General features: G+C 50.2%; 24 protein-coding genes. 10 read left to right on the plus strand and 14 right to left on the minus strand.

Translation table 11 applies throughout. The features are described from left to right. Positions 1–94 precede the first annotated feature (94 nt). Both A8707_RS07920 and A8707_RS27960 read right to left on the minus strand, forming a co-directional pair. Positions 95–1,105 (minus strand): type I glyceraldehyde-3-phosphate dehydrogenase, encoded by a 1,011-nt coding sequence (locus A8707_RS07920; protein WP_068816265.1) that lies wholly within the window; start codon positions 1,103–1,105, stop codon positions 95–97. A gap of 146 nt (positions 1,106–1,251) precedes the next feature. Further along, on the minus strand, positions 1,252–1,401 hold the full coding sequence (locus A8707_RS27960) for a hypothetical protein (RefSeq protein ID WP_156518425.1): 150 nt from the start codon (positions 1,399–1,401) through the stop codon (positions 1,252–1,254). A 604-nt stretch (positions 1,402–2,005) separates the two neighbouring features. On the opposite strand from A8707_RS27960, the gene murC reads away from it, so the two are divergent. The 3 genes from murC to A8707_RS07935 all read left to right on the plus strand — a co-directional run bounded on the left by murC (position 2,006) and on the right by A8707_RS07935 (position 5,326). Beyond that, the gene (murC, locus tag A8707_RS07925) at positions 2,006–3,541 is read left to right on the plus strand and encodes a UDP-N-acetylmuramate--L-alanine ligase (protein ID WP_068816266.1); all 1,536 of its coding nucleotides are present in this window, start codon (positions 2,006–2,008) and stop codon (positions 3,539–3,541) included. A gap of 81 nt (positions 3,542–3,622) precedes the next feature. Then, positions 3,623–4,660: a UDP-N-acetylmuramate dehydrogenase gene (gene murB / locus A8707_RS07930; protein ID WP_082906275.1), complete on the plus strand. Its 1,038-nt coding sequence runs from the start codon at positions 3,623–3,625 to the stop codon at positions 4,658–4,660. Between the two features lie 252 nt (positions 4,661–4,912). Beyond that, a complete protein-coding gene (locus tag A8707_RS07935) occupies positions 4,913–5,326 on the plus strand; it encodes a hypothetical protein (protein ID WP_068816267.1) in 414 nt (137 codons plus the stop codon). Here the strand turns inward: A8707_RS07935 and A8707_RS07940 are convergent. Next, positions 5,323–6,243, minus strand: a complete 921-nt coding sequence (locus tag A8707_RS07940) for an AEC family transporter (protein WP_068816268.1) — start codon at positions 6,241–6,243, stop codon at positions 5,323–5,325. The genes A8707_RS07935 and A8707_RS07940 overlap by 4 nt on opposite strands. Before the next feature lie 189 nt (positions 6,244–6,432). On the opposite strand from A8707_RS07940, the gene A8707_RS07945 reads away from it, so the two are divergent. Genes A8707_RS07945 through A8707_RS07955 form a run of 3 tightly spaced genes read left to right on the plus strand, consistent with a single transcriptional unit; the run spans position 6,433 to position 8,917 of the window. Then, positions 6,433–7,218 (plus strand): M15 family metallopeptidase, encoded by a 786-nt coding sequence (locus A8707_RS07945; RefSeq protein ID WP_074382477.1) that lies wholly within the window; start codon positions 6,433–6,435, stop codon positions 7,216–7,218. Between the two features lie 59 nt (positions 7,219–7,277). Next, positions 7,278–7,964 carry an ATP-dependent Zn protease gene (locus A8707_RS07950; RefSeq protein ID WP_068816270.1) on the plus strand — a complete coding sequence of 229 codons (687 nt, stop codon included), beginning with the start codon at positions 7,278–7,280 and terminating at the stop codon, positions 7,962–7,964. Positions 7,965–7,984: 20 nt separating this feature from the next. Then, a complete protein-coding gene (locus tag A8707_RS07955; RefSeq protein ID WP_068816271.1) occupies positions 7,985–8,917 on the plus strand; it encodes a diacylglycerol/lipid kinase family protein in 933 nt (310 codons plus the stop codon). A 15-nt stretch (positions 8,918–8,932) separates the two neighbouring features. On the opposite strand, the gene A8707_RS07960 is transcribed toward A8707_RS07955, so the two are convergent. From A8707_RS07960 to A8707_RS07975, 4 genes are all read right to left on the minus strand, one after another. Then, positions 8,933–9,694, minus strand: a complete 762-nt coding sequence (locus tag A8707_RS07960; RefSeq protein WP_068816272.1) for a hypothetical protein — start codon at positions 9,692–9,694, stop codon at positions 8,933–8,935. 33 nt (positions 9,695–9,727) lie between these two features. Beyond that, positions 9,728–11,149 carry a NupC/NupG family nucleoside CNT transporter gene (locus A8707_RS07965; protein WP_068816273.1) on the minus strand — a complete coding sequence of 474 codons (1,422 nt, stop codon included), beginning with the start codon at positions 11,147–11,149 and terminating at the stop codon, positions 9,728–9,730. A 93-nt stretch (positions 11,150–11,242) separates the two neighbouring features. After that, complete coding sequence (locus A8707_RS07970; RefSeq protein ID WP_082906276.1) at positions 11,243–12,883, minus strand: DUF2079 domain-containing protein; 1,641 nt, start codon at positions 12,881–12,883, stop codon at positions 11,243–11,245. A gap of 60 nt (positions 12,884–12,943) precedes the next feature. Continuing rightward, the gene (locus A8707_RS07975; protein ID WP_068816275.1) at positions 12,944–14,470 is read right to left on the minus strand and encodes a NupC/NupG family nucleoside CNT transporter; all 1,527 of its coding nucleotides are present in this window, start codon (positions 14,468–14,470) and stop codon (positions 12,944–12,946) included. Between the two features lie 192 nt (positions 14,471–14,662). Between A8707_RS07975 and A8707_RS07980 the strand changes: the two genes are divergently transcribed. Further along, positions 14,663–14,947 (plus strand): hypothetical protein, encoded by a 285-nt coding sequence (locus A8707_RS07980; protein ID WP_068816276.1) that lies wholly within the window; start codon positions 14,663–14,665, stop codon positions 14,945–14,947. Positions 14,948–15,112: 165 nt separating this feature from the next. On the opposite strand, the gene A8707_RS07985 is transcribed toward A8707_RS07980, so the two are convergent. Beyond that, entirely contained in the window at positions 15,113–15,394 is a 282-nt protein-coding gene (locus A8707_RS07985; protein ID WP_068816277.1) for a BrnA antitoxin family protein, read from the minus strand. Next, entirely contained in the window at positions 15,357–15,632 is a 276-nt protein-coding gene (locus tag A8707_RS07990; RefSeq protein ID WP_068816278.1) for a BrnT family toxin, read from the minus strand. Before A8707_RS07990 ends, A8707_RS07985 begins: the two co-directional genes overlap by 38 nt. A 140-nt stretch (positions 15,633–15,772) precedes the next feature. Between A8707_RS07990 and A8707_RS07995 the strand changes: the two genes are divergently transcribed. Together A8707_RS07995 and A8707_RS08000 are read left to right on the plus strand one after the other, a co-directional pair. Further along, complete coding sequence (locus A8707_RS07995; RefSeq protein WP_231947980.1) at positions 15,773–16,036, plus strand: hypothetical protein; 264 nt, start codon at positions 15,773–15,775, stop codon at positions 16,034–16,036. A 4-nt stretch (positions 16,037–16,040) separates the two neighbouring features. After that, positions 16,041–16,784, plus strand: coding sequence for a type 1 glutamine amidotransferase (locus tag A8707_RS08000; protein ID WP_068816280.1), 744 nt, complete (start codon positions 16,041–16,043; stop codon positions 16,782–16,784). Positions 16,785–16,832: 48 nt separating this feature from the next. Here the strand turns inward: A8707_RS08000 and bchB are convergent, their stop codons facing one another. From bchB to petB, 5 genes are all read right to left on the minus strand, one after another. Continuing rightward, positions 16,833–18,359 carry a ferredoxin:protochlorophyllide reductase (ATP-dependent) subunit B gene (gene bchB, locus A8707_RS08005; protein WP_068816281.1) on the minus strand — a complete coding sequence of 509 codons (1,527 nt, stop codon included), beginning with the start codon at positions 18,357–18,359 and terminating at the stop codon, positions 16,833–16,835. 313 nt (positions 18,360–18,672) lie between these two features. Then, entirely contained in the window at positions 18,673–19,464 is a 792-nt protein-coding gene (locus tag A8707_RS08010) for an SMP-30/gluconolactonase/LRE family protein (protein WP_156518427.1), read from the minus strand. Between the two features lie 57 nt (positions 19,465–19,521). After that, the gene (locus A8707_RS08015; RefSeq protein ID WP_068816283.1) at positions 19,522–19,746 is read right to left on the minus strand and encodes a hypothetical protein; all 225 of its coding nucleotides are present in this window, start codon (positions 19,744–19,746) and stop codon (positions 19,522–19,524) included. Positions 19,747–19,920: 174 nt separating this feature from the next. Beyond that, positions 19,921–20,403, minus strand: coding sequence for a cytochrome b6-f complex subunit IV (gene petD, locus A8707_RS08020; protein WP_068816284.1), 483 nt, complete (start codon positions 20,401–20,403; stop codon positions 19,921–19,923). A 110-nt stretch (positions 20,404–20,513) separates the two neighbouring features. Then, entirely contained in the window at positions 20,514–21,161 is a 648-nt protein-coding gene (petB, locus tag A8707_RS08025) for a cytochrome b6 (protein WP_068816285.1), read from the minus strand. Positions 21,162–21,403: 242 nt separating this feature from the next. Between petB and ctpA the strand changes: the two genes are divergently transcribed. Next, the gene (gene ctpA, locus A8707_RS08030) at positions 21,404–22,645 is read left to right on the plus strand and encodes a carboxyl-terminal processing protease CtpA (protein ID WP_082906277.1); all 1,242 of its coding nucleotides are present in this window, start codon (positions 21,404–21,406) and stop codon (positions 22,643–22,645) included. Positions 22,646–22,664 lie beyond the last annotated feature (19 nt).

Consider the following 22,664-nt stretch of genomic DNA (forward strand, 5'->3'; position numbering starts at 1 on the left):
ACCAGCTATTTGACAATGACTACTTCGACTATACAAGGAACCCCCAACTCCGATCGAGGAACTGAGGGCATTCAAGCAAACGACTAATTGAGTCTTAGGCAACCCACTTTTGAGCCACGATTTCAGCCAGGTCAACAACGCGTTGGCTATAGCCCCACTCGTTGTCATACCAAGCGATCACCTTCACCATATCGCCGCCCATCACCATCGTCAGAGCCGCATCAATAATCGAAGACTCATCGGTTCCTGCGTGGTCGCTCGACACTAGAGGTAAATCGCAGTACTTGATAATTCCTTTCATCTGACCTTCAGCAGCGGCTCTTAGCACCTCATTAACCTGCTCGGCGATCGTCGCTTTCTCAACCTGAACCACCAAATCAACCACCGACACGTTAGGAGTCGGAACCCGCATTGCAATCCCGTTCAGCTTGCCTGCCAGTTCGGGCAGCACCAGAGCTACGGCTTTTGCAGCACCCGTCGAAGTCGGAACAATGTTCATCGCAGCAGCCCGTGCCCGACGCGGATCGCGGTGACTCGCATCTAGCAGACGTTGATCGCCTGTGTAGCTGTGAGTCGTAGTCATCGTGCCTTTGATGATGCCAAAATTTTCGTGAATGACTTTGGCAACGGGGGCAAGACAATTAGTAGTGCAGCTTGCGTTACTAATAATGTTGTGCTTGTAATGATCGTAATCTTGATGATTGACACCCACCACAAACGTGCCATCCTCACCCTTACCCGGAGCCGTAATCAACACCTTTTTAGCGCCAGCGTTGATGTGCTTGGATGCGCCTTCTTTGCTGATGAACACTCCGGTTGATTCAATGATTAAATCAATTCCCCAATCCTTCCAGGGCAAGTTTTCTGGGTTGCGATCGCTCGTGCATTTAATCACATGACCGTTGACCGTGATCGTGTTTTCATCGGCGCTCACATCGGCTTTAAACTTACCTAACATCGTGTCGTAGGTCAGCAGGTGAGCGTTTGTCTTGGGGTCAGACGTATCATTGATAGCGACTACTTCTATCTGACTGCTTTCCCTGCCCGCCCAGCAACGCATGAAGTTTCGCCCAATGCGTCCAAAGCCGTTGATCGCTACTCTCATGACTGCGCTCGCCCTCTGTAGATAAATACCTATTGATGAGACACATCATATCGTAAAAGGTAAAGAAATTATTAGAGGAAAACAGGCAGTGAAAGAGCGGGATCGGGGAGTGGGGATCAAAGGTCAAAAATTGAGAAAAAGCTTGACTATTGACAGAAAGGCGATCGCCCACTGAATCCTATGCAATCGGGGTTCACGTCTAAAGAGCAACCGGGACTGATAAAGCGATATGCGACTCGGCACCAACCGACTCGATCGAGCGCCAACTGGCTTAGAGCCGTCTCAGCAATCAGCATGTGCTCCTGACGAATTGGGTTAAACGTCCCTTCCCAACACTGCCAGCTTTTGCATCGTCAAGACATAGCTGACCACGTTGGTTTTGGACAAAACTCAATCTGCTGTCAATTTTTTGGCGTTGGTGAATGCAGACATGAAATGCCTGCCTCACGAGGTGGGGCGAGAGCTTTGCCCAACCTTTCTCCCCAGAGGGAAGGAAGCCAAAACTCTTGTCCCCTCTCCATTAGGGAGAGGGCTAGGGTGAGGGGACAATCTGTGCTTCATAGATCGATTGAGCAACGCTAATTTTTTAATCCATGTGCTGATTTGAGGAATTCGGGTTATTTTAGATGGCAACTCATTTCAACTCTGAAGACCCCCTAAATACTGATGAATTTTCATCAGGAATTGACTCACTTAATCGTGTAGTAATTTAGCTAGGGGTGCGACTGATGATGGATCAGTCAAAGGAGTTGGGAGAAATCAAGCCTCTTGCTATGTCAGGCAAAAGCCAACATCGCGGTTTTGAATTGAAGAGAAGGAAATTCTCGTTTATCTATACCGTGAAAAAGCAATTCTTGATATGATAGCGCGTGTTATTGGTGTGGTGTGTGAGGAGCTAAGATGCTGAATTCCGTTGATTTCAGCGGCAGACCGTTTCATTTTATTGGAATTGGTGGGATTGGAATGTCGGCTCTCGCTTATGTTTTAACGAAGCGTAGACTGCCTGTTTCCGGTTCTGATGTTCGCTTAAGCCATATTACCGAGCGCCTCGAAACATTAGGTGCCCATATTTTTAGTCGTCAAGATGCGTCCAATCTTGAGTTCTTTAAGTCTCAGGCTGATTTGCTCCCGACCGTTGCGGTCAATCTAGCTTCTACAGCCGTTGCAACAGTTGAGTCATCTGTGAAAAGTCGATCGTCGAAAACCGAATCGACTTCGGCTTTGCCCCAGGTTGTTTGCTCTACGGCGATCAATGCTGCGAATCCTGAATATCGGGCAGCGATCGAGCTAGGCTGTCCTATTTTTCACCGATCGGACATTCTCGCCGCTTTGATTGCAGATTATCAAAGCATCGCCGTTGCCGGAACTCACGGCAAAACCACGACTAGCAGCCTGATTAGCTACATGCTGCTGATGGCTGGGCTTGACCCCACGATCATTATCGGCGGTGAAGTTCCCGCTTGGGAAGGCAACGCCCGTCAGGGGCAAAGCAATTATTTGGTTGCAGAAGCCGACGAGTCAGACGGGTCGCTGGTGAAGTTTTCTCCTGATATTGGCATCATCACGAATATTGAACTTGACCATCCTGACCACTACAGCAGCTTAGAACAGGTTGTAGAGACGTTTCAGACGTTTTCGAGCCGTTGTCATACGGTGATCGGCAGCATTGACTGTATGACGGTGCGCGATCGCCTCAAACCCAGCATCAGCTATAGTCTTCACCTCGAATCTGGAGCCGATTATACCGTCGATCAGATTGACTATCACCCAGAGGGCACGATCGCCTGCGTCTGGGAGCGAGGGCAGGTGTTAGGGCAGTTGAGCATTAGGCTTTTGGGTGAGCACAATTTGAGTAACGCACTGGCAGCCGTGGCGGTGGGGCGGCTGTTGGGATTAGAGTTTGCGGTAATTGCGGCGGCGATCGCTGACTGTGAAGGAGCGAGGCGGCGATTTGAGCATCGGGGCGCATTCAATGACATTCTATTTATTGATGACTATGCTCACCATCCGAGTGAGATTCGAGCCACACTCTCATCCGCCCAAATTCATGCTGGGTTAACGACTCGTAAACGTCGGGTTGTCGCAGTTTTTCAGCCCCATCGCTACAGTCGAATTCTCACGTTTCTCACCGAGTTTGCCGAATCGTTTCGCGACGCGGATGTCGTCATTGTCAGCGATATCTACAGCGCTGGAGAACCCGATTTGGGACAAATCAACGGTCAGCAGGTTGCAGACTCGATCGCAAAGCATCACGCGAATGTTTATTACCAGCCTTCGCTACAGGCAATCACTCGCTTTTTAGATAAAACGTTGGCTCCTGGAGATTTGACGCTTTTCTTGGGGGCAGGAAGCTTAAATCAAATCATTCCCCATGTGATGGCGCATCAGCAGGGTGTTGAACAAAACTCGTCTTCAGAATGGTGCAGGCGCGCTTAGGCTATGGCACAACCATTTTAGATTCTGTGCACGAGATCCATCAGGGTCTCCAGTTGGAGCATTCAAACACCTAATATAACCATGACTCTTTCAAGTGATCCCCGGACTTCCTGCACTTCTCACACACCTGACTTTTCAACGTACACCCCATTATCGAGAACACTTGCCATCACAAGTGACGTTCAGACGATCCCGCTTCCCGGCACTGACAGCTTACTAAAAGCCAATGTTCCCTTAGCAACGCTAACGTCCTTTCGGGTTGGAGGTCCAGCAGAGTGGTATATTGCGCCGCGCCGACTTGAAGAGCTTCAGGCAAGCCTTGAGTGGGCACAGTTTCAAGGGCTGCCCGTAACCACGCTGGGGGCCGGGTCAAATTTGCTGATCAGCGATCGAGGTCTTCCAGGTCTGGTGATCTCTACGCGCCATCTGCGGCATAACCACTTTGATCACGCCACTGGGCAAGTGACGGTCGGAGCCGGGGAGCCGTTGCCCCGTTTAGCATGGCAGCTTGCCGATCGCGGCTGGCAAGGGTTTGAGTGGGCAGTCGGCATTCCGGGCACGGTAGGCGGAGCGGTGGTGATGAACGCAGGCGCACATGGAGAAGCGATCGCAGACGTTTTGGTTGAGGCGCAGGTGCTGCTCCCTAGTGGGCAGATTGAGATTCTCACGCCCCAAGCGTTAAATTATCGCTATCGCACGTCTGATTTACAGGGCGGTTATTCTGATGGAAAAATGGCTTCGCGGCGACGGCTGGTGACTCAGGCAACGTTTCAACTTCGACCAGGCGCTAACCCCGCTCAAGTTTTAGTCACGACTGAGCACCACAAGCACCAGAGACTGACCACTCAGCCTTACGATATGCCAAGCTGTGGCAGTGTGTTTCGCAACCCTGACGCTTATAAAGCAGGTTGGTTAATTGAGCAGACCGGGCTAAAGGGGCATCAGATCGGCGGTGCTCAGGTTGCACAGCGTCATGCAAATTTTATTCTCAACTGCGGTGGGGCAACAGCAAGCGACATTTTTCAACTAATTCGGTTTGTGCAGCAGCAGGTGCAGCAGCAGTGGGCACTCTTTTTAGAGCCAGAAGTCAAAATGATGGGAGAGTTTCAGCCGCTCTGAGATAAATCAAACGCGTGATTTCACCGAAGGCTGTTTTGAGCAATAGGGCGATCTATGTAACCACTTCTTCTGATTTTGGCTGATATACTGAGAAGAATTGTCGGGAACTTTGCAATAACTCTACAAGTCACGGTAGTTTGAAGAACTTAATGTAAAGTGACCGCCCGTGATTTCAGCAATCTGGGTAGGCTTGGATTTAAGAAGGGTGTGTCGGTTCCATCACTACAAACAAAATTTCTCTATTGAGTGAAAATGCGAGATAGAAGCGATCGTGTTCAATTTCCGTCTGTTTCACTGGCTTCTCCCAGAGCGAAATATATTGGCAGCTATTTAGTTGAGGCAGGCTTGATCACACCTGCCCAAGTTGCCGTAGCGCTGAATGATCAAAAGATCATGGATAATATGCGATTTGGTGAAGTGTTAGTGGCGCGGGGCTGGGTTAAGCAACAGACTTTAGATTATCTAATTAAAAAAGTCGTTGAACCCGAACAACGAGCGGCAAAGCCCTCTCAGCAAAATCCCTCCATCTCTAACGGGTCGTTAAGCCCTGCGATTGCCAGACAGGTTCCCCCTGCAATTGCCGCAAAATCTTCTGACCTGCTGCCCAATGAGCGCAAGCCTCTTCCTTCGGTGCTTTCTGATGATGGGGTGAGTTGGGCAGGCTAGACGCTAAACAGCCAAAGCCAAATCGGTAAAGTGAAGAGTAGCCCGATCGAGCCGAGTGCGAGAGAGGTCACGGCAAGATTTTTGTCTAGCCCATAGGTTTCTGCCAGCACTAGCGTTGCAAAAGCAGGTGGCATTGCCATTTGCAGGACGATCGTGTGTTTAGTCGCTTCAGGGATGGGCAAAAAAGGGAGGCTCAAACTTACCGTCAGAGGCACCAACAGCATTTTGATCGTCAAGCTGACCGTCGCGGAACTGAGGCGAGAAAGTGACGGTAGCTGACTGAGGCGCATCCCGATTAACGCGAGAGCCAGAACGATCGCGCCCCAGCCCGCTTGATGCAAGCTAGTCTCTAACCATCCTGGTAAGGGCACATTGCGTCCAGCAAGTCCCAGTCCAAAGCTCCAAAGTGCCGGATTTTTGAGCAGGGCGAGGGTGAGCTGCGATCGACGCTCGATGCCCAGCCCAAATCGACTCGCTAATACAACGCCTAAGCCGTAAGCGCCCCAAGTGGTGCCCAGCATATCGTAAAAAAGCGCCCAGGCAAAAAGGTTTTGTCCCCCCAGAGCCAACGCCACCGGGAAGCCTAGATAGCCAGTGTTGCCCACCATTGAGGCAAGTAGAAAGCTGCCTTGAGTGGGCTTGCTCCAAGTCGGTTGATGTTTGATCCACAGCCAAGCAAATCCTGCACCTAATAGGATCGCGACCCAGGCAACGATCGGAGCGATCCAGACCTGCCCTGACAAGTCAGCCCCCCGCAAAAATGCCAAAATGCTGATGGGAACTCCGATCCAAAATAAAAACCGACCTAAATAAGTCGAGGTTGTTTTGGGTAAATAACGCCCCATTAACCAGCCGAGGAGCGTCCATCCGATGAGCGGCAGATAGAGATGAACCAGTTGAATCGCAAGATTGGGCATGAATTTGGGACGAAATTTGCATTCCTGAACAGAGAATCGGTATCTTTAGGGGTAGCTTAAAAACCCCTGAGATCAGAAAATTGTTTGGTAAGCTTTAACGATCGAGACCACCTTGCCGTGATCCTTTCGATAGGGTAGCGTCTCTGAATCGTTCACGCCGATTGCAAAAGAAGTGTAGGAATTCTTTCTTTGAATAACGCTGGTTCACCTGGGAAACCCCCCAATCATCAGGCTGCATCCTCAATGGACGACATTCCAGAAGCTCTGCGAGAGACGAGCGAACCCAAGCCGCAGCCTCGCGTCAGTCGAGTCGGGCTAAGCATCGGCTTGGCGGCGATCGCGCTCGGTGCGGGCGGTTGGTTTGCTTACAGTGTGCGTCAGGCAAGTTCTGTCATTCCGGCTGCGAGTCCTCCTGCGCCAAGTGGCTCGATCGCGGCATCTCCGAGTGCGAGTCCGGCTCCCAATACCCTGCTGGGACATTTTGCCTACGCCGAAGCGCCCCAAGCCGAACTGCAAGCCATTAGTGGCGATGGTGGAATCAAGCTTCGCAAATCAGCGGCAGAGGCATTTAGGCAGATGTCTAGCGCGGCTCAAGCAGAAGGAGTTATTCTCGCCCCGCTGTCGGCATTTCGATCGCTCAGTGATCAACAGCACGTCTTTTTTGAAGTCAAAGCAGAGCGATCGCAGACTCCTAACCAGCGAGCCGAGGTCAGCGCCCCTCCCGGCTATAGCGAACATCACACGGGCTACGCGATCGATATTGGAGATGGCAACGTCCCGGCGACCAATCTCAGCCCCAGCTTTGATCAAACGGCTGCCTTCAACTGGCTCAAACAGAATGCAGTCCGCTTTAACTTTGAGATCTCGTTTCCTAAAAACAATCCGCAGGGCGTGAGCTATGAACCCTGGCACTGGAGATTTGTGGGCGATCGTCAAAGTTTAGAAACCTTTTACAAGGCGAGAGGCAAGCAGTAATTCTGCAAAAGGGCAACAAACGATAAAGTGAAGGATACATCCTGTTTCACTCTTTTTTGATGAACCAAATCGCTCTCAATCTGATCGCCATTTCAATTTTTGCGATGACCGTGACGACGATATTAGGTCCGTTGATTCATCTGTCTCCGGCAGTTCCAGCGATCGCGACGTTTGCGGTGTTGGGCATCGCGACGATCGACACCTTTACCTGGCAAGGGAGAGGCGGCACAATCTTGTTGGATTGGCTGGCAAATTTTTCTCCGGCTCATCGGGTGCGGGTAGCGAGACATGAGGCAGGTCATTTTCTAGTTGCCCAACAATTAGGAATTCCGGTGACGAGCTATACGCTCACAGCCTGGGAAGCGTTTCGGCAAGGGCAAGTTGGGCAGGGTGGCGTGCAGTTTGACACGCAAGAATTAGACACTCAGTTGCAAACAGGCAAACTCTCGGTGCAGTGGGTCGATCGCTACTGTGCCGTCTGGATGGCGGGTGGCGTTGCCGAGACGTTGGCATACGATTCAGCAGAGGGCGGCGCGGATGATGTGCAAAAACTTCGTATGACGTTGGCGCAGTTGCGGTTACCCAATGCTGAAATTCAGCAAAAAGAGCGGTGGGCATCGCTTCAGGCAAAAAATTTGCTAGAACAAAATCAGGAGGCTTACGAGGCATTAGTGACGGCAATGGAGGAGCGCAAACCGATCGAGGAATGCCGTCAACTTCTCAAAGAGAACCTGACCGTGAACTGATTTGTAAGGCTCTTTGGCTCATGAGTATGTCGCTTCCGCCGCAGCCGCGTGTTTTGATTCTGTTTAACCCTACAGCAGGACAAGCCCAAACCTTGATTTCAGCGTTAGAAAGCGCCGCCGATCGCTGGCGAAACAGCGGCTGGTTGGTCGATCTCCGTCCAACTCGCAGCGCAGGAGATGCGACACGCTTGGCGCGAGAAGCTGCTGCCCAAGGCTACAACATTGTCGTTGCGGCTGGGGGAGATGGCACCGTCAATGAAGTCATCAATGGTTTAGTCGGGACTCAAACCGCTCTAGCCGTGTTGCCGATCGGCACGGTAAATATTTGGGCACGAGAAATGGGATTGCCAATGGATTTGCCGCGATCGACAACGGCATTTCTACAAGCACAGCTTAAGCAAATCGATGTCGGTCAAGTCGGCGATCGCTATTTTCTGCTCATGGCAGGGATCGGATTTGATGCGGCGGTGACGGCAGCGGTTCGATCGGGCGAGAAAAAGCGGCTGGGCGCGATCGCGTATGTGTTTCAAGCGCTTCAACTTGCCCAAAAATTTAAGGGCACTCGCGCTCACATTCGCGTTGATGGCAAACGAATTCGTGGACGGATTTTGATGGTTGTGATTGGCAACAGCCAACTCTATGGCGGCGTAGTCAAACTGACGGCTCACGCAGTTCTCAACGATGGCTTGCTAGATGTGTGCGTGATTAAGGGCAGCAGCATGATGTGGGCACCCTTGCGGCTGTTGTCGATTCTGCTGCGGCACTACGATCGTGACCCCAAAGTGGACTATTATCGGGCGCGACAGGTGCAGGTTTTGGGACGAACCGTGTTGCCCGTGCAAGTCGATGGCGACTATTTGGGGATGACTCCGATGACGTTTCGAGTCGTGCCTAAAAGTTTGTGGGTGCTGGTTCCGACTTCTGCCGATCGGTCTCTCTGGCAGCCTGAATAGATTTTTGATCTCACTTCAAAGCGGCTGCAAACTATCGACCAATGCCGAAATCACTCCTGGCACTTGCCCTGTAGCGGTTTCTGTCGCAGCAATCAGAATCATTGCCACATCTTTCGGGAGCTGACGCACCAAAATTATTCCGCTGACTGGCTGGCTCTTTCCGGCGATCGTCAAGCTGCCCGTCCAATCGAGTTTGATGCCATTGGGAATGGCTTGCCACTGCCCTACCTGAAACCCTTCTCCTTGCTGAAAGGCAGTTTGAGCAATCTTCGCCAAGGCATCATTGATAAAGGTTGCGTTGCCATTTTGAAGCGCGAGTTCACCCTGCGATCGCACCAAAACGGTGTAGGCTAGACTCCCGTCTTTCGACTCAATCAACATCGAACCCGCCAGTGGACTCACGGCGTAGTCTTTGAGAATGGCAACTTTAAACCGTCCGTTAGGGTCTTTATAGTCACCGCTCACAGGCAACGGAGGCGCGATTGACGCAGGCACGATCGGAACCACGGGAACTGGGGAAATAGGCGCAAGCGGCACCGTGGGAATCGCGGGAACGATCGTGGTTAAGGGCGTTGGAGACGCGCTCACCGTTGGACGAACGCTAGGAGTCGCAGTAGGCGGAGTTGCCGGAGACACAGGGAGCGCACTGGGAGTTACGATCGGCGGTTCTGCCTGTGCCACGGTCGGAGCTAAATGCCCAGTGATTTCTCCAACGGTGGTGAAGCCGATAAATGCTGCGAATGCTATCCCAATCAACCCGTTTCGATTTAATCTCATTGTTCTTAGTGTCCGATCGACGCTTATCGCTTATTATCTGCCTAAAATTGTCGGATTGTTCGACGCAAACACACCTGCGACACAGCCGATCATCAACGTTGCCAACGTCGCCGCCCACAGTGCTTTCCACCCCAGTTCTGAAATGTCTTTGCGACGAGTAGGAATCAGACTCACAAATCCCCCGACAAAGATGCCGACAGCAGGGAGGTGAGCGAAGCCACAGAGGGCATAGCTGATGATTAAGAGGGCACGATCGCTGATCGCTCCCTTGTCGGCTAAAACCGCTAGCTGCTGATAAACTGGAACTTCGGTTTCGAGCAATCTGCGCCCAATCAACACAGACGATTGCCAAAGCTCTTGCCAGTTGAGCGAAATGCCCGTTAAAAATGTCAACGGCAAAAAGAGTGCTCCGACGATGTTTTGCAGGGTCACGACTTCAAAAATTAGACCGAGCCGACGAACGAATAAATTGTTGCTCTGCGCCAACGAAGCGAGATTGCCAAAGAACAGATTGACGAGGGCAACTAATCCTAAAACAGCGATCAAGAGAGCGGCGATCGCGATCGCGAGTTTCACCCCATCCATTGCGCCCGTGATGATGCTTTCCATCGCGTTTGTTTCGGGGTTGGCATCTTCGAGTGACTCTTCTGGCAAACCCCCCAACGTTTTAGGAATCTCGGTTTCTGGCACCAGCAGTTTAGACACCACAAAGCACGCCGGAATCGCCATGATCGAAGCCGAAATTAAATGTCCGGTAATATTGGGAAAAACGGGACGAAGTAGCTGTGCGTAAAGCGCTAAAACGGTAGAAGCAATGCTGCCATAGCAAGCGGTGAGAACGGCGCACAACTCGCTGCGAGTCATGTCTGCTAAAAAAGGACGGACAACCAAAGCCGATTCGATGCCGACAAAAATGTTGGTTGCGCCACTCAACGCTTCTGCCCCGCTCAAGCCCATTGTGCGGCGAAATAGTTTGGCAAAGATGTTTACGATCGGCTGAATCAACCGCAAATAATAAAACAGCGACATCAACGCCGAGAAGAAGATCACCGACGGCAGCGCCCGAAATGCGAAGACATAGCCCAAGTTGAGATTATCAGGGCTGAGACGATCGCCCGCCACAGGCACATAAGCAGGAGTAACGGCTCTCGCAATCCAGCGCCCTGCCAAAATGGGACCGGGCACTCGATTGGGTTCGGGCACGAGCAGAGACCCAAAGATAAACCGCGCTCCTGTTTCGGTGGCATCTAAGATTGCGTTTACGCCATCGCTCAATACTTGAATAAACGTCCGGGTGCCTGGGAAAGAGAAGACGAGTAGACCTAACACAAGCTGTAAGCCAATGCCCCAGATGATCACCTTCCAGGGAATGATGCGACGGTTTTCTGACCCTAACCAGGCGATGCCACAGAGTGCAAAAATGCCGACAAAAGACAAAAGATTTAACCAGGTCATTATGAATATCGACTCAAAAGGTCATTGAATCTGATGTTTAGCAAGTCTATCAACATTCGGATCAAGTCTTGCAGAACATTTACAGTTGAGAGTTTAGTTGGGTGCTGATTTGACACTTGAGTTCATCCTTGCCTGAAGGGTTTGCCAAGCGGCAATCGCTTCAGGGTTTGACGAAACGCCCTTTTGCATCAACACCACTCCATCTTGAACTTGAAGAACTCCATAGGTTCCGTCCGCCGAAATTTTTTCTAGGACGGGGAGCGTTGCTCGCAAACTGTCCCTACTATCCGCAAATGCTTTCTGATATTCCTGCATCTGCCACAAATCAGCCACGGCATAATCGACGGTGATGATCTCCTTGCGATCGTCTCGAATTTGCAGAGTCGGCAGCCGCACGATCGCTCGACGACTCGACAAGTGAGGGATGAGATAAGTGGTTGTTGAAACACTAGCACCATCAGGAACATTACGAATCACCTGACGAATCTGATTCGCATGCTCCCACTGGCGGGTAATCGGCACAAACACCCACGGACGAATGGAATCGGGAATGATAAAAGACAGCGATCGATTGGGATTATTAATCACCGTAAACACTAGAGATAGCGCAATGCAAATACCCCAAAAGCGGCGCAACTTGGGCTTAAAAGCATTTGGATGATGGGACCACCAAAGAATGGTTCCATAAAACACACCGGGAACAACCGCTACCGCATATCGCAGATTGATCGCCAGCGCTGACTTGCCCGACTGTGCCAGCAGCGCGAGTAGAGGAAATCCGGCGATCGTCCACGCAGACGCTGAGAGGGCAGACACAAACGCCAGCGGCAACCAGTGTGCTGCGAGGTAGCTGAAACGACGATCGAGCGGCAAAAACAAGCTAGACAGCAGCACGATCGGCTTGGTCATCATTCCCCACAGCACTTGCATTGAGGTCGGATTTGGACTGTCTACAAACTGTCCAAACCGATTTGCCAGATACAATCGCGAACTGTCTTCAGAGATGCGCGGCAAAATTGCGTTTGTGACAAATGCCACATAGCTAAAGCTGATTAGACACACTGCTAACCCAACCCAAGGGTGCCGCCGACTGAGAATTAGGTAAACCCCAATCCCAAACAAGATAATTCCTGCATCTTCTCGCAGCCCCAACACTAGCAGCACACACAGCCAAAACCATCCCCAGCGCTGTTTTTCTAACGCCAGTAGGCAACCAAACGTAAACAAAGGAATTTGACACTGCTCATAAAAGTTAGCCAACGTTGGAGCAATCACCGCGATCGCGCCATAATAGCTGCCTACAATCCACAGCGATAGCTGCGACGAGAGATAGTGTCGAGCCAGAGCATATAACACCAGTCCACCCAGCGTCATTAACGCCACCTGCAACACAATTAACATCGCTGGATGGGGAAACAGCGCATAGAGCGGCATCCACAACAGGAAATCTAAGACAAGATGCTGACCCAAATGCAAAAAAGAAACGGTAGGAATCACACCGTCAGCTAGAGAGGCAATCGAGTTTGCAGACGTGAGAGAACTCTGAAACCAACTACCCCGTAAGGTATTCCAAAAAAGCTGATTAAACAATCCCTGATCGTAGGAGGCATAGAAGGTGAAATAGCGGTGCAGCCCGATCGCCAAAACACCCGTAAAGAAAATTAACGCGAGTAGAATCGCCCGCTGCAAGCCTAATTGATGCTTACCTAGAATGAGATAAGAACGCATATTCATCCATAAAAGATTGGTAGAAGCAATAGATTCAAAATACTATACAGGTTTCTAGTCGAACGGTTAAGGGGCTTTAGAAGCCGGAGACTTTGCAGGTTTAGCGGTCTTATTAGGCACGACAGGAGCGGAAGGCACCGGAAGCGGTTTTGGCGTAGATACTTTGGCAGGAATCGCCGCAGGTGACGGTGGAATCGAAGGGGCAACACTTGGAGCAATGATCGCGGGTGTTGACTTATTGCCTAAAATACTGGCGCTACCTGTGTCATAAAATCCTGCGATACAGGCAATCATCATCGTCGCCAACGTGCCCACAAAAAGCGCTTTCCACCCCAGTTCTGAAATGTCTTTGCGACGAGACGGAATTAACGCGATCGTGCCACCTACAAAAATGCCGACCGATGCCAGATGAGCAAACCCAGACAGCGCATAGCTGACGATTAACACCGCCCGATCGCTGAGAGGATTTACCGGACGAGCGGCAGCGATCGCCAATGCCTGATAAGGCGGAATCGCAGTTTCGAGCAGTCTCCGTCCGATAATCACCGATGACTCCCACAACTCATTCCACTCTAGAGATACCCCCGTCAAAAACGTCAACGGCAAGAACAACGCACCCTCAATATTTGCCAATGTGACAATGCTAAAAAACTGACCAATCACACCGGGAATTCCCGCCAAGCTTGCAAAGATTTGATTGACGAGAGAGACTAAGCCCAAAATTAGAATCAGGACGGCGGCGATCGACACCGACATTTTTACCCCATCTAATGCCCCGACGATCGCGGCATCAAGGGGGCTAACTCGCTCGATCGGTTCGCCTCCGATATCTCTAGATGGATCTTCATCACTGCTCGCCTCAACCGGAATGCCTCCTGCTGTTAACGGAATCTCAGTTTCGGGCACCAAAATCTTAGACAACACAAAACAAGCCGGAATCGCAATCACCGAAGCTGAAACTAAATGCCCCAAAATGTTGGGAAAGACGGGACGCAAAAAGCTGACGTAAATTGCCAACGTCGATGAAGCCGCCGTCCCAAAGCAGCAAGACAAAATCGCACACAGCTCACTGCGGGTCATCTTCGCGAGAAAGGGCTTGACGACGATCGCCGCCTCAATGCCCACAAAAATATTCGCCGCCCCGCTCAACGCCTCAGCTCCACTCAATCGCATCGTCGTATAGAATGCTTTCGCAAACAGATTGGTGGCAACCTGAATCACTCCGATGTTGTAGAGCAATGCCATCAATCCAGAGAAAAAGATCACAGTCGGCAGCGCTCGAAACGCAAAAATATAGCCGAGATTGATATCAGCAGGTCGAGTTGGCAACGGGACAATGTTTTTGCCGAACACAAAACTGGCTCCGGTGTCTGCGGCAAGAAACACTCCATCCAGCAAGTTGCTAAAAACTTGCAGCGACTCTCTCGTGAAGGGCAGCCAAAAAACTAGCGCTCCCAGCACAAGCTGCATTAGGATGCCCATACTGACCACTCGCCAGGGAAACACTCTAGGGCTACGGTTTTCAGAGAAGAGCCACGCGATCGCGCACAGACCAAAGATGCCAAGGAACGAGACGAGATTGAGCAGACTCATAGGGCTGAATCCTTGAGCGAGGGCGAAACGTTTTTAGGACTACGCTTGAGGTAGATGATCGAACGTCACTAAGACGATACCTAAAAAAGGCTCGATCGGCGCAAATAATTCTCGCGATCGCCATCGCCCAAAATTGGTAAGTCGCCACTTTAGCAGGTCATAATAGGCAGAGTCGCCTTCATTCGTTGCTTCATGGACGCTTTTAATCCAACCGCTCCGACCTGGACTGAGCCTGCCATTCACGCTCACGAGTTTCACTGCCCCAACTGTCACAAGTCTTGCATTGAGGCAACCCACGTTTGGGTTAATCGCCGAGCGCCCGTCTTCTCAAATGACTATCGCAAAAAGTGGCAAGAGTTTTATCAATGCCCGTGTGGTCAAGTCTGGTGGGCATGGAGCAACGATCGTCCTCCGTCAGAGTTGCCTGAGCGCGATCGCCCAGTGATGGATATCTTCAACCCATTCGATGACCTTTGAGGATGAGCATGGAACCCTCAAATTTAACCGGACTATACTTTGACGCTCAGTAGAATATGTCAAGAACTTATATCAAGAACTTAATGATGCTGTGTCAGCACAACGACTGGACTGAATTTTAGTAGTTATGATTCTCTGGTCATAATGCTTGCAACGCTTCAAATATCATGATCGGTGTGCTTCCATATACGCTCTTAGCAAGGTGTTGATTTGGGTTTGATAACCTTGTCCTTGAGATTTGAACCACTCTAAAACCTCGCTATCAATCCGTAACGTCACCTGTGCTTTGTTTTTTTCCGTAGGTAAACCACCCCGTTGAACCGTAGCTTTAGCAAACAGTTCAGGAGTAATTTCTGGGCAATCTGATAAATCGATGTCTTCGTCACTCATCGTATCTAGTCGTTGCCAATCAGTTTGAGAGTTGCTCGAAATAGGTTCGTTGCTCATAGTTGGTCGCCTTTCTCGCAGAAATAACGCGGGTCATCTTACCTCGTTCAGTATGGACAACAGCGACTACTCGCCCTTGCAACAAACCGAACGTTACAAAACGCTGTTCTCCGTAGCGGTAGCGATCGTCTTCAACGGTTACGGTATCTCCGTCGAACATGGCGTAAACGTCAACAAAATCAATTCCGTGCTTGTGAAAATTAGCAAGACGCTTTTCTTCATCCCATTCAAACTCCATCACTCGACGATCGCTGGATTGCCCTTATTGTAATTACATTTTGTCGTTACAGTCATCGCTGCTCAACTCATCGCTTCCGAATCAAATCAGCGCTTCCGAATCCTCCACGATTGCCGAAACACGTCCCATCCAATGCGACAATGAACCCGTCCCTCTCGATCGGAGCCTCGACCCTCATGTGGCGTGTGACCGTTTACTGTTCTGCTGATAGCTGGCAAGCTCATGCGATTGCTTTTAAGGAAATCACCGCCAAATATCCCAACAAGCTGCTCTCTAGCAAGAAGATGAAAGACGATGAGCGGCGGATTATGGAATTTCAAATAGACGATGTGAATGATGCCGAATCGTTTCAAGACGAGTGCATGATGCTTGAGGGATTTACCGCGCAGTTTGAGTCTTTATAGTTTCATGGCAAAGCACCGATCAGATCTCAAAATTCTGCTTCTACAAATCCGCAATGACGCGATCACACGCTTAGAAGAGCTAGACGAATTCGTCCGCTATGGTCGCTTAGAGGCACATCAGTTTTCAGTCTTGGATGTCTTTGCCACGCCCGACTTTAGCCCCACTCAGATTGAGGGCTATGACGCTCTATTTATCGGCGGTTCTAGTGATGCGTCGGTCACTCAGCCAGAGCTATATCCCTTTGTCGAGCCGACTAAAAAGCTCATTATTCACTGTCTCAACGAAAGCATCCCCGTCTTCGCCTCTTGCTTCGGGTTTCAGGCGGCGATCGAAGCGTTGGGCGGCAGCATCATCGTTGATAAACCCAACATGGAGATGGGCACCTATCCTCTCTGGCTCACCGAGAATGCCGCGAGTGATTTGCTCTTTCACGATGTCCCGAATGGCTTTTTAGCGATCTCTGGGCATAAAGAACGCGCTGTTTCGATGCCAAAAGATGCAATCTTGTTAGCGTATTCTGATCTGTGCCCCTACCATGCCTTCAAAATTGCCAACAAGCCTTTCTACGGCTTCCAGTTTCACCCCGAAGTCGATGCCAAAGATTTAGCCGTTCGCATTAGCCGCTATCAAGACCGATATTTAGACGATCGGGATTTGCTCGATCGCATCCTCAACAGTTTGCAAGACACCCCGATCGCCAATCAACTGATCGAAAAGTTTGTCGATCGCATTCTATTAGCCCAATAAAAAAGGGGCACCCAAGTTGAGCACCCCCTAAAATAACGCAAGGTCTGACTACGCTCCGACCGATTCTTTGGCGGCGTACATTGCTTCGACCGTGATTTCGGATAGGTTGCGATCGCGCGCAAACTTCTCGGTGTTTCGCTTGATTTTGCCGCGCACAAACCCAGGAATTTTGTTTAATTCTAGTTGCGCCTCTTTCGTCCAATTCATATCAGAATCGGCAGACATTCCTCGCGTGATCACTTCTTTGGTGTCGTGTCCGCCAAAGATTTCCAGCAGGTGATCTTCCATGCCCAAGGTGAAAGAGTTGTAGACCAAATCAGCCACCTGATTAGTGCCCTCATAGCCTAGGAATGGCTTATATCCGATCGGGAAATCTTGAACGTGAATCGGAGCCGAAATCACCCCGCACGGAATTCGCAGTCGCTTCCCGACGTGGCGTTCCATTTGAGTTCCGAAGATTGCCGAAGGTTCGATGCGGGCGATCGCGTCTGCAATTGCGCCATTATCGTCACTGATCATCACTTCATCGCAATATTCACTCACCTGTTCGCGAAACCATTTCTCATCGGCTTTGCAATACGTTCCTGCCATGACGACGTGAATGCCCATCTCGCGTGACAAAATCTTGGTCATTGCCGCCGCGTGAGTGTTGTCACCAAAGACTACTGCTTTCTTGCCTGTGAGGTTTTGGCAGTCAATCGATCGTGAGAACCAAGCTGCCTGAGACACATACAGGGTTTGGTTTTCGATGAAATCTTCGTAGTTTACATCGCCACCCTGAGCATTCACCACGTCTTGAATTTTGCGAATGCAGCGCGCTGTCTCAACCACACCCATCGGCGTGATGTCCACATACGGCATCCCAAATTCTTCTTTCAAGAATTCTGCGGTCATCAAGCCAATTTCCCGATAGGGCACCAGGTTAAACCAGGCTTTTGGCAGATTCTTGAGTTCCAGAACCGAAGCCCCTTCAGGAATCACCGCATTGACTTCAACGCCGATGTCTGCCATCAAGCGCTTTAATTCAATGCAGTCGTGCTGATTGTGAAATCCCAGAGACGAGATGCCGATGATATTGACCGAGGGCTTTTCGGTCTTGCCTTCGGGCAGTTGTCCTTTCTTTTTCGCCTTCGCAATGTAATATTGGACGATCTGCTGAAGCGTTCGATCGGCAGCTTGCAGTTCCGTAAACCGATAGTGATTCACGTCTGCCAGCAGCACATCACACTTCGTATCGATTTGCGCTCGTTGCACAAAGTTTGCCAGATCTTCTTGCAAAATGCTGGAGGTGCAGGTTGGAGTCAACACAATCAGATCTGGTGTTTCTTCTGCATCTTTGCGGGTGATGTTATCCACCACTTTCTCTTGAGAGCCACGAGCCAACACGTTGCGATCAACCGAGCTAATCGTCACCGGAGTGAAGTTACGATCGCGCTCTAACATTGATCGCATGACGTTGAAATAATCATCACCGATCGGAGCGTGCATGATGGCATGGACGTTTTTAAAAGAACTGGAAATGCGAAGAGTGCCAATGTGAGCCGGACCTGCATACATCCAGTAAGCCAATTTCATACGGTGTCTCCCTTATCTGATCTGAATTCTGTGGCGTGGGGTGTAGAAAGGATTGCCCCTATCGTCTTGTCCCCGATCATCGCCGAGGCTTATCGCTTTCTGATTGTCTCAAAGATGGTGGAATCGTGGGCGATCGCTCAGTCCAGTTGGATCGATACTTTGAAGAGAAAAAATCGATGTAAGGTATATCCGGTAGGGGCTGTAGAGATTTTGACCTGGAGAGTGGAGTGGAACGATCGCAACGATTCTTATTGCTTTGTCATGTTCTGCAAAAGCCTGTCAGGAGAAAGCTTTGAGAACCTATTGGATTCGGTTAATCAACTCGAAGCAAGTTTCCTGCGATCGTTGCCACAGCATAGCTATCATTGATTGCAGTCAGCGTGGTGGGTAGCCCAAACCCAGTCTCTTGAACATTGACCAGCGGAGACAGCGTGCCGTCTGAAAGAATTTGGACTAACCAGCCCATACTCGTAGTCACCAAGCAAGCGCCTTGAGAATCAGGAATTGAATGAGTAATTGCTAACGGTATTCCTAACCCAGCCTCAATTAGATTTGCGATCGGCTCCACTTGACCCGTCGGCGAAATTTGCAAAATATTTCCATCTTCTTGTGTTACAAAGATGCGATCGCCAGCCGCCGCAATGCCAAATGGTGAACTGGGTAGCTGGACTAGCTGAGAAACTTTTCCAGACGGCGTGACCCGCACGATCAGTCCTCCTGAACCCGTCACATCGGTCACGATCGCTACTAAATAGTAAGGATAGTAGCCCCCATGAGCCGCAATCCCAAAGGGGGCACCAAACTCTCCTGCTAACTGGGATAAGTCTGCGGTCTCGGTAATTTTTCCCTCTGGCGACACCTGCATCAAGAAATGCCCTGACTCTTGGGCTGAGAGCGTGACCGCGATCGTGCCCTGCAGGTTCACCACTCCGGCTGGAATGCCATAGCGAACCAGACTTACCCATTTCGTCACAGTTCCATCTAGACTAATCTTGAGCAAATCACCTTCTAGAGTAGCAACAATTAACTGTCCATCACTCACTGCCACTCCGTGAAACGTCAGCATTTTTAGCCCTGAAGTGATCAGCGAAAGGCGGGGTGACATGGAATCAAAATTTAGAGTAGGTGTCAAGTTTAGAGTAAGTTTGAAACTGCTGACCTTCTAGTATCTCTTCAAAAAGAATTTTGTTTTTAGAGACAATTCAGCATCTTCGTGATCATATTCGTACGGCAACCAGCGCTTGGCTCCAGTTTTGAAGAAGGGGTCAGTTTCAACTTTAGCTGGGTTGATCAGAGTGTACTCTTGAAAGGTTGGAATCGTCTGATAGAGCCTAAACGTATTCGTGCCATCAGCCTCCGTCAAATCTGACAGCACCTGAATGATCACTCGCGGATTCGTGAGGCGAAAGCTGTTCTTGAGCTTAAATGGTTTGAGCGAGAGATTACTCTCCAGGACACTGGCTAACGTCGTAATTTTAATAGCTTACAAAAAGTGGTGCCTACCAAGCCCCAAAATTACTCGGGAGAATCGCAGACACCAAGTTTAAAGCCCAAAATCTTTTCAGAACAGACCCAAAGTCAGCGCTTGGCTCACTGGGAAGGCGGCTCCAATTCCCAACCACAGAGTTACAGCCGTACCAAACAGAAAAACTGTGGTAGCAACCGGACGACGGAACGGGTTTTGAAACTTGTTCACATTTTCAATGAATGGAACAATCAGCAAACCTAAGGGAACAGAACCCATTAGAACGACACCCAACAGTTTGTTAGGTGCAACTCGAAGGATGTTGAACACGGGATAGAGATACCACTCTGGCAGGATTTCTAGAGGGGTTGCAAAGGGGTTGGCGGGTTCACCGATCGAGGCGGGGTCAAGCACGGCTAAACCGACGCAAAGAGCGATCGTTCCCAAAATCACCACTGGGAAAATGTAAAGTAAGTCGTTGGGCCAGGCAGGTTCACCGTAATAGTTGTGACCCATACCTTTCGCCAACTTGGCACGCAATTGAGGATCGCTTAGATCCGGCTTCTTAACAGTTGCCATAGTTGAAAAAGGCTCTCCTTAAGAGGGAAATCAGCAGATAAGGAAACAGCAAACAAATTTCGGATTCGCGATTTTGAATTCATCATCCAAAATCTGAACCTTAAAATCGACTACAAGGGACCAGAGATACCCTGTTTGCGAATCATCAAGAAGTGCGCCAGCATGAACACGGCGATCAGCCAGGGCAACACAAACGTATGAGCACTGTAGTAACGAGTTAGAGTCGATTGACCCACACTCGCGCCACCGCGCAGCAAATCAGCAATCAAGGTGCCCACGACAGGAATCGCTTCAGGCACGCCTGAGACGATTTTGACTGCCCAATAGCCCACCTGATCCCAAGGCAGAGAATAACCCGTCACCCCAAAGGAAACGGTAATCACCGCTAAAATTACACCCGTGACCCAGGTCAACTCGCGGGGCTTTTTAAAGCCACCCGTCAGATAGACGCGGAAGGTGTGCAAAATCATCATCAGCACCATCATGCTGGCAGACCAGCGATGGACGGAACGAATTAGCCAACCGAAGTTAACGTCGTTCATCAAATACTGCACTGAGGAAAATGCCTCAGCGACAGTTGGTTTGTAATAAAAAGTCATCGCAAACCCAGTCGCAAACTGGATCAGGAAGCAAGTTAACGTAATTCCACCCAAGCAGTAGAAAATATTGACATGAGGCGGCACGTATTTGCTGGTTACGTCCTCGGCTAGCGCCTGGATTTCGAGGCGCTCCTCAAACCAGTCGTACACATTTGCCATAGAGCAAGCGTTCCTAACAATGATTGCTGTTCATAAAAAATGTAACACAGCCCAATGGTCGACAGCCGTCTGGGAAGCGGCAATTCATCAAAGTTTGGCTGCTTTTAGGGTTTACTTGCAGTGGCTGATCGCGTTTAACTATTTGTAAAGAAAAGTTTTATTTTTGAAAAATTTGACCAGCAGAGTCCACATTTTTTGAGTGCGTGGGAATTTAAGGACATTTCCAGTTAGGATCTATCACTATGGAAAGACGATTTTCTTGGGTTCGTTCACTGTCCGGGTTTGTGTTGGCGATCGCAGTCACCTGGAGCGTTTTGGCTCCTTCTGCCCACGCTCTGACTGAAGAGCAACGGCTGGTCAATGAAGTTTGGCGAATTGTCGATCGCTCTTATGTCGATTCCAGTTTTAACCATCAAAATTGGTGGGCGATTCGAGAGAAGTATCTCAAACAACCGTTGCCGAATCGTGAGGCAAGCTACACCGCGATTCAGCAGATGATAGCGGGGTTAGATGACCCGTTTACCCGGTTGCTCAAGCCCGACCAATATCGCAGCCTGCAAACCAGCACGTCTGGAGAACTGACGGGGGTAGGGTTACAGATTTCTTTAGATCCAGAGACGAAGCGGCTGAGGGTGATTGCGCCTGTTGAAGGATCTCCTGCTGCCAAGTCGGGCATTCGACCCGCAGACAGCATTTTGATGATTGATGGAGTCTCGACCGTAGGGCTATCACTAGATGATGCGGCTGAACGGATGCGAGGTCAAATGGGCAGTCGAGTTACGCTAACCATTGAGCGAGCAGGGGAAAAAGTCTTAGAAATTGATCTGGTTCGCGATCGCATTGAGTTAAACCCCGTCTATGCCGAGTTGCGTCCTCAATCGAACGGCAAAAAAATTGCCTACTTGCGGCTGAGTCAGTTTAACGCCAACGCGACGGCTGAGATGGCTCACGCGATCGCTCGACTCGAAAACCAGGGAGCCGACAGCTATATTCTAGATTTGCGAAACAATCCCGGTGGGTTGCTGCAAGCGGGGATAGACATCGCGAAGCTGTGGGTTGATGAAGGCACGATCGTCTACACCGTAAACCGTCAAGGGACGATGGGCAGCTTTGAAGCGATGGGAGATGCTCTGACTAAAGATCCCCTCGTCGTCTTGGTCAATCAGGGCACTGCCAGCGCCAGCGAGATTTTAGCAGGTGCTTTGAAAGACAACGGACGGGCGATTATTCTGGGCGAGAAAACCTTTGGCAAGGGGTTGATTCAGTCTCTGTTTGACCTGTCAGATGGGGCGGGACTGGCTGTCACCGTTGCCAAATATGAAACTCCGAGCCACAAAGATATCAACAAATTAGGAATTGTCCCAGATCAGGTGGTTCCTCTTGACCCGATCACCCTCGACCAGATTGGAACGCCGAGCGATCGTCAATATCAAGCCGCGATCGACGCGATCTCATCCGATGCGTTGGTTGCAGGCGCGAGTTAGATCGGAAGCCCTCGAACTG

The organism is Phormidesmis priestleyi BC1401, from assembly GCF_001650195.1.
GTDB classification, from domain to species: domain Bacteria; phylum Cyanobacteriota; class Cyanobacteriia; order Leptolyngbyales; family Leptolyngbyaceae; genus Phormidesmis_A; species Phormidesmis_A priestleyi_B.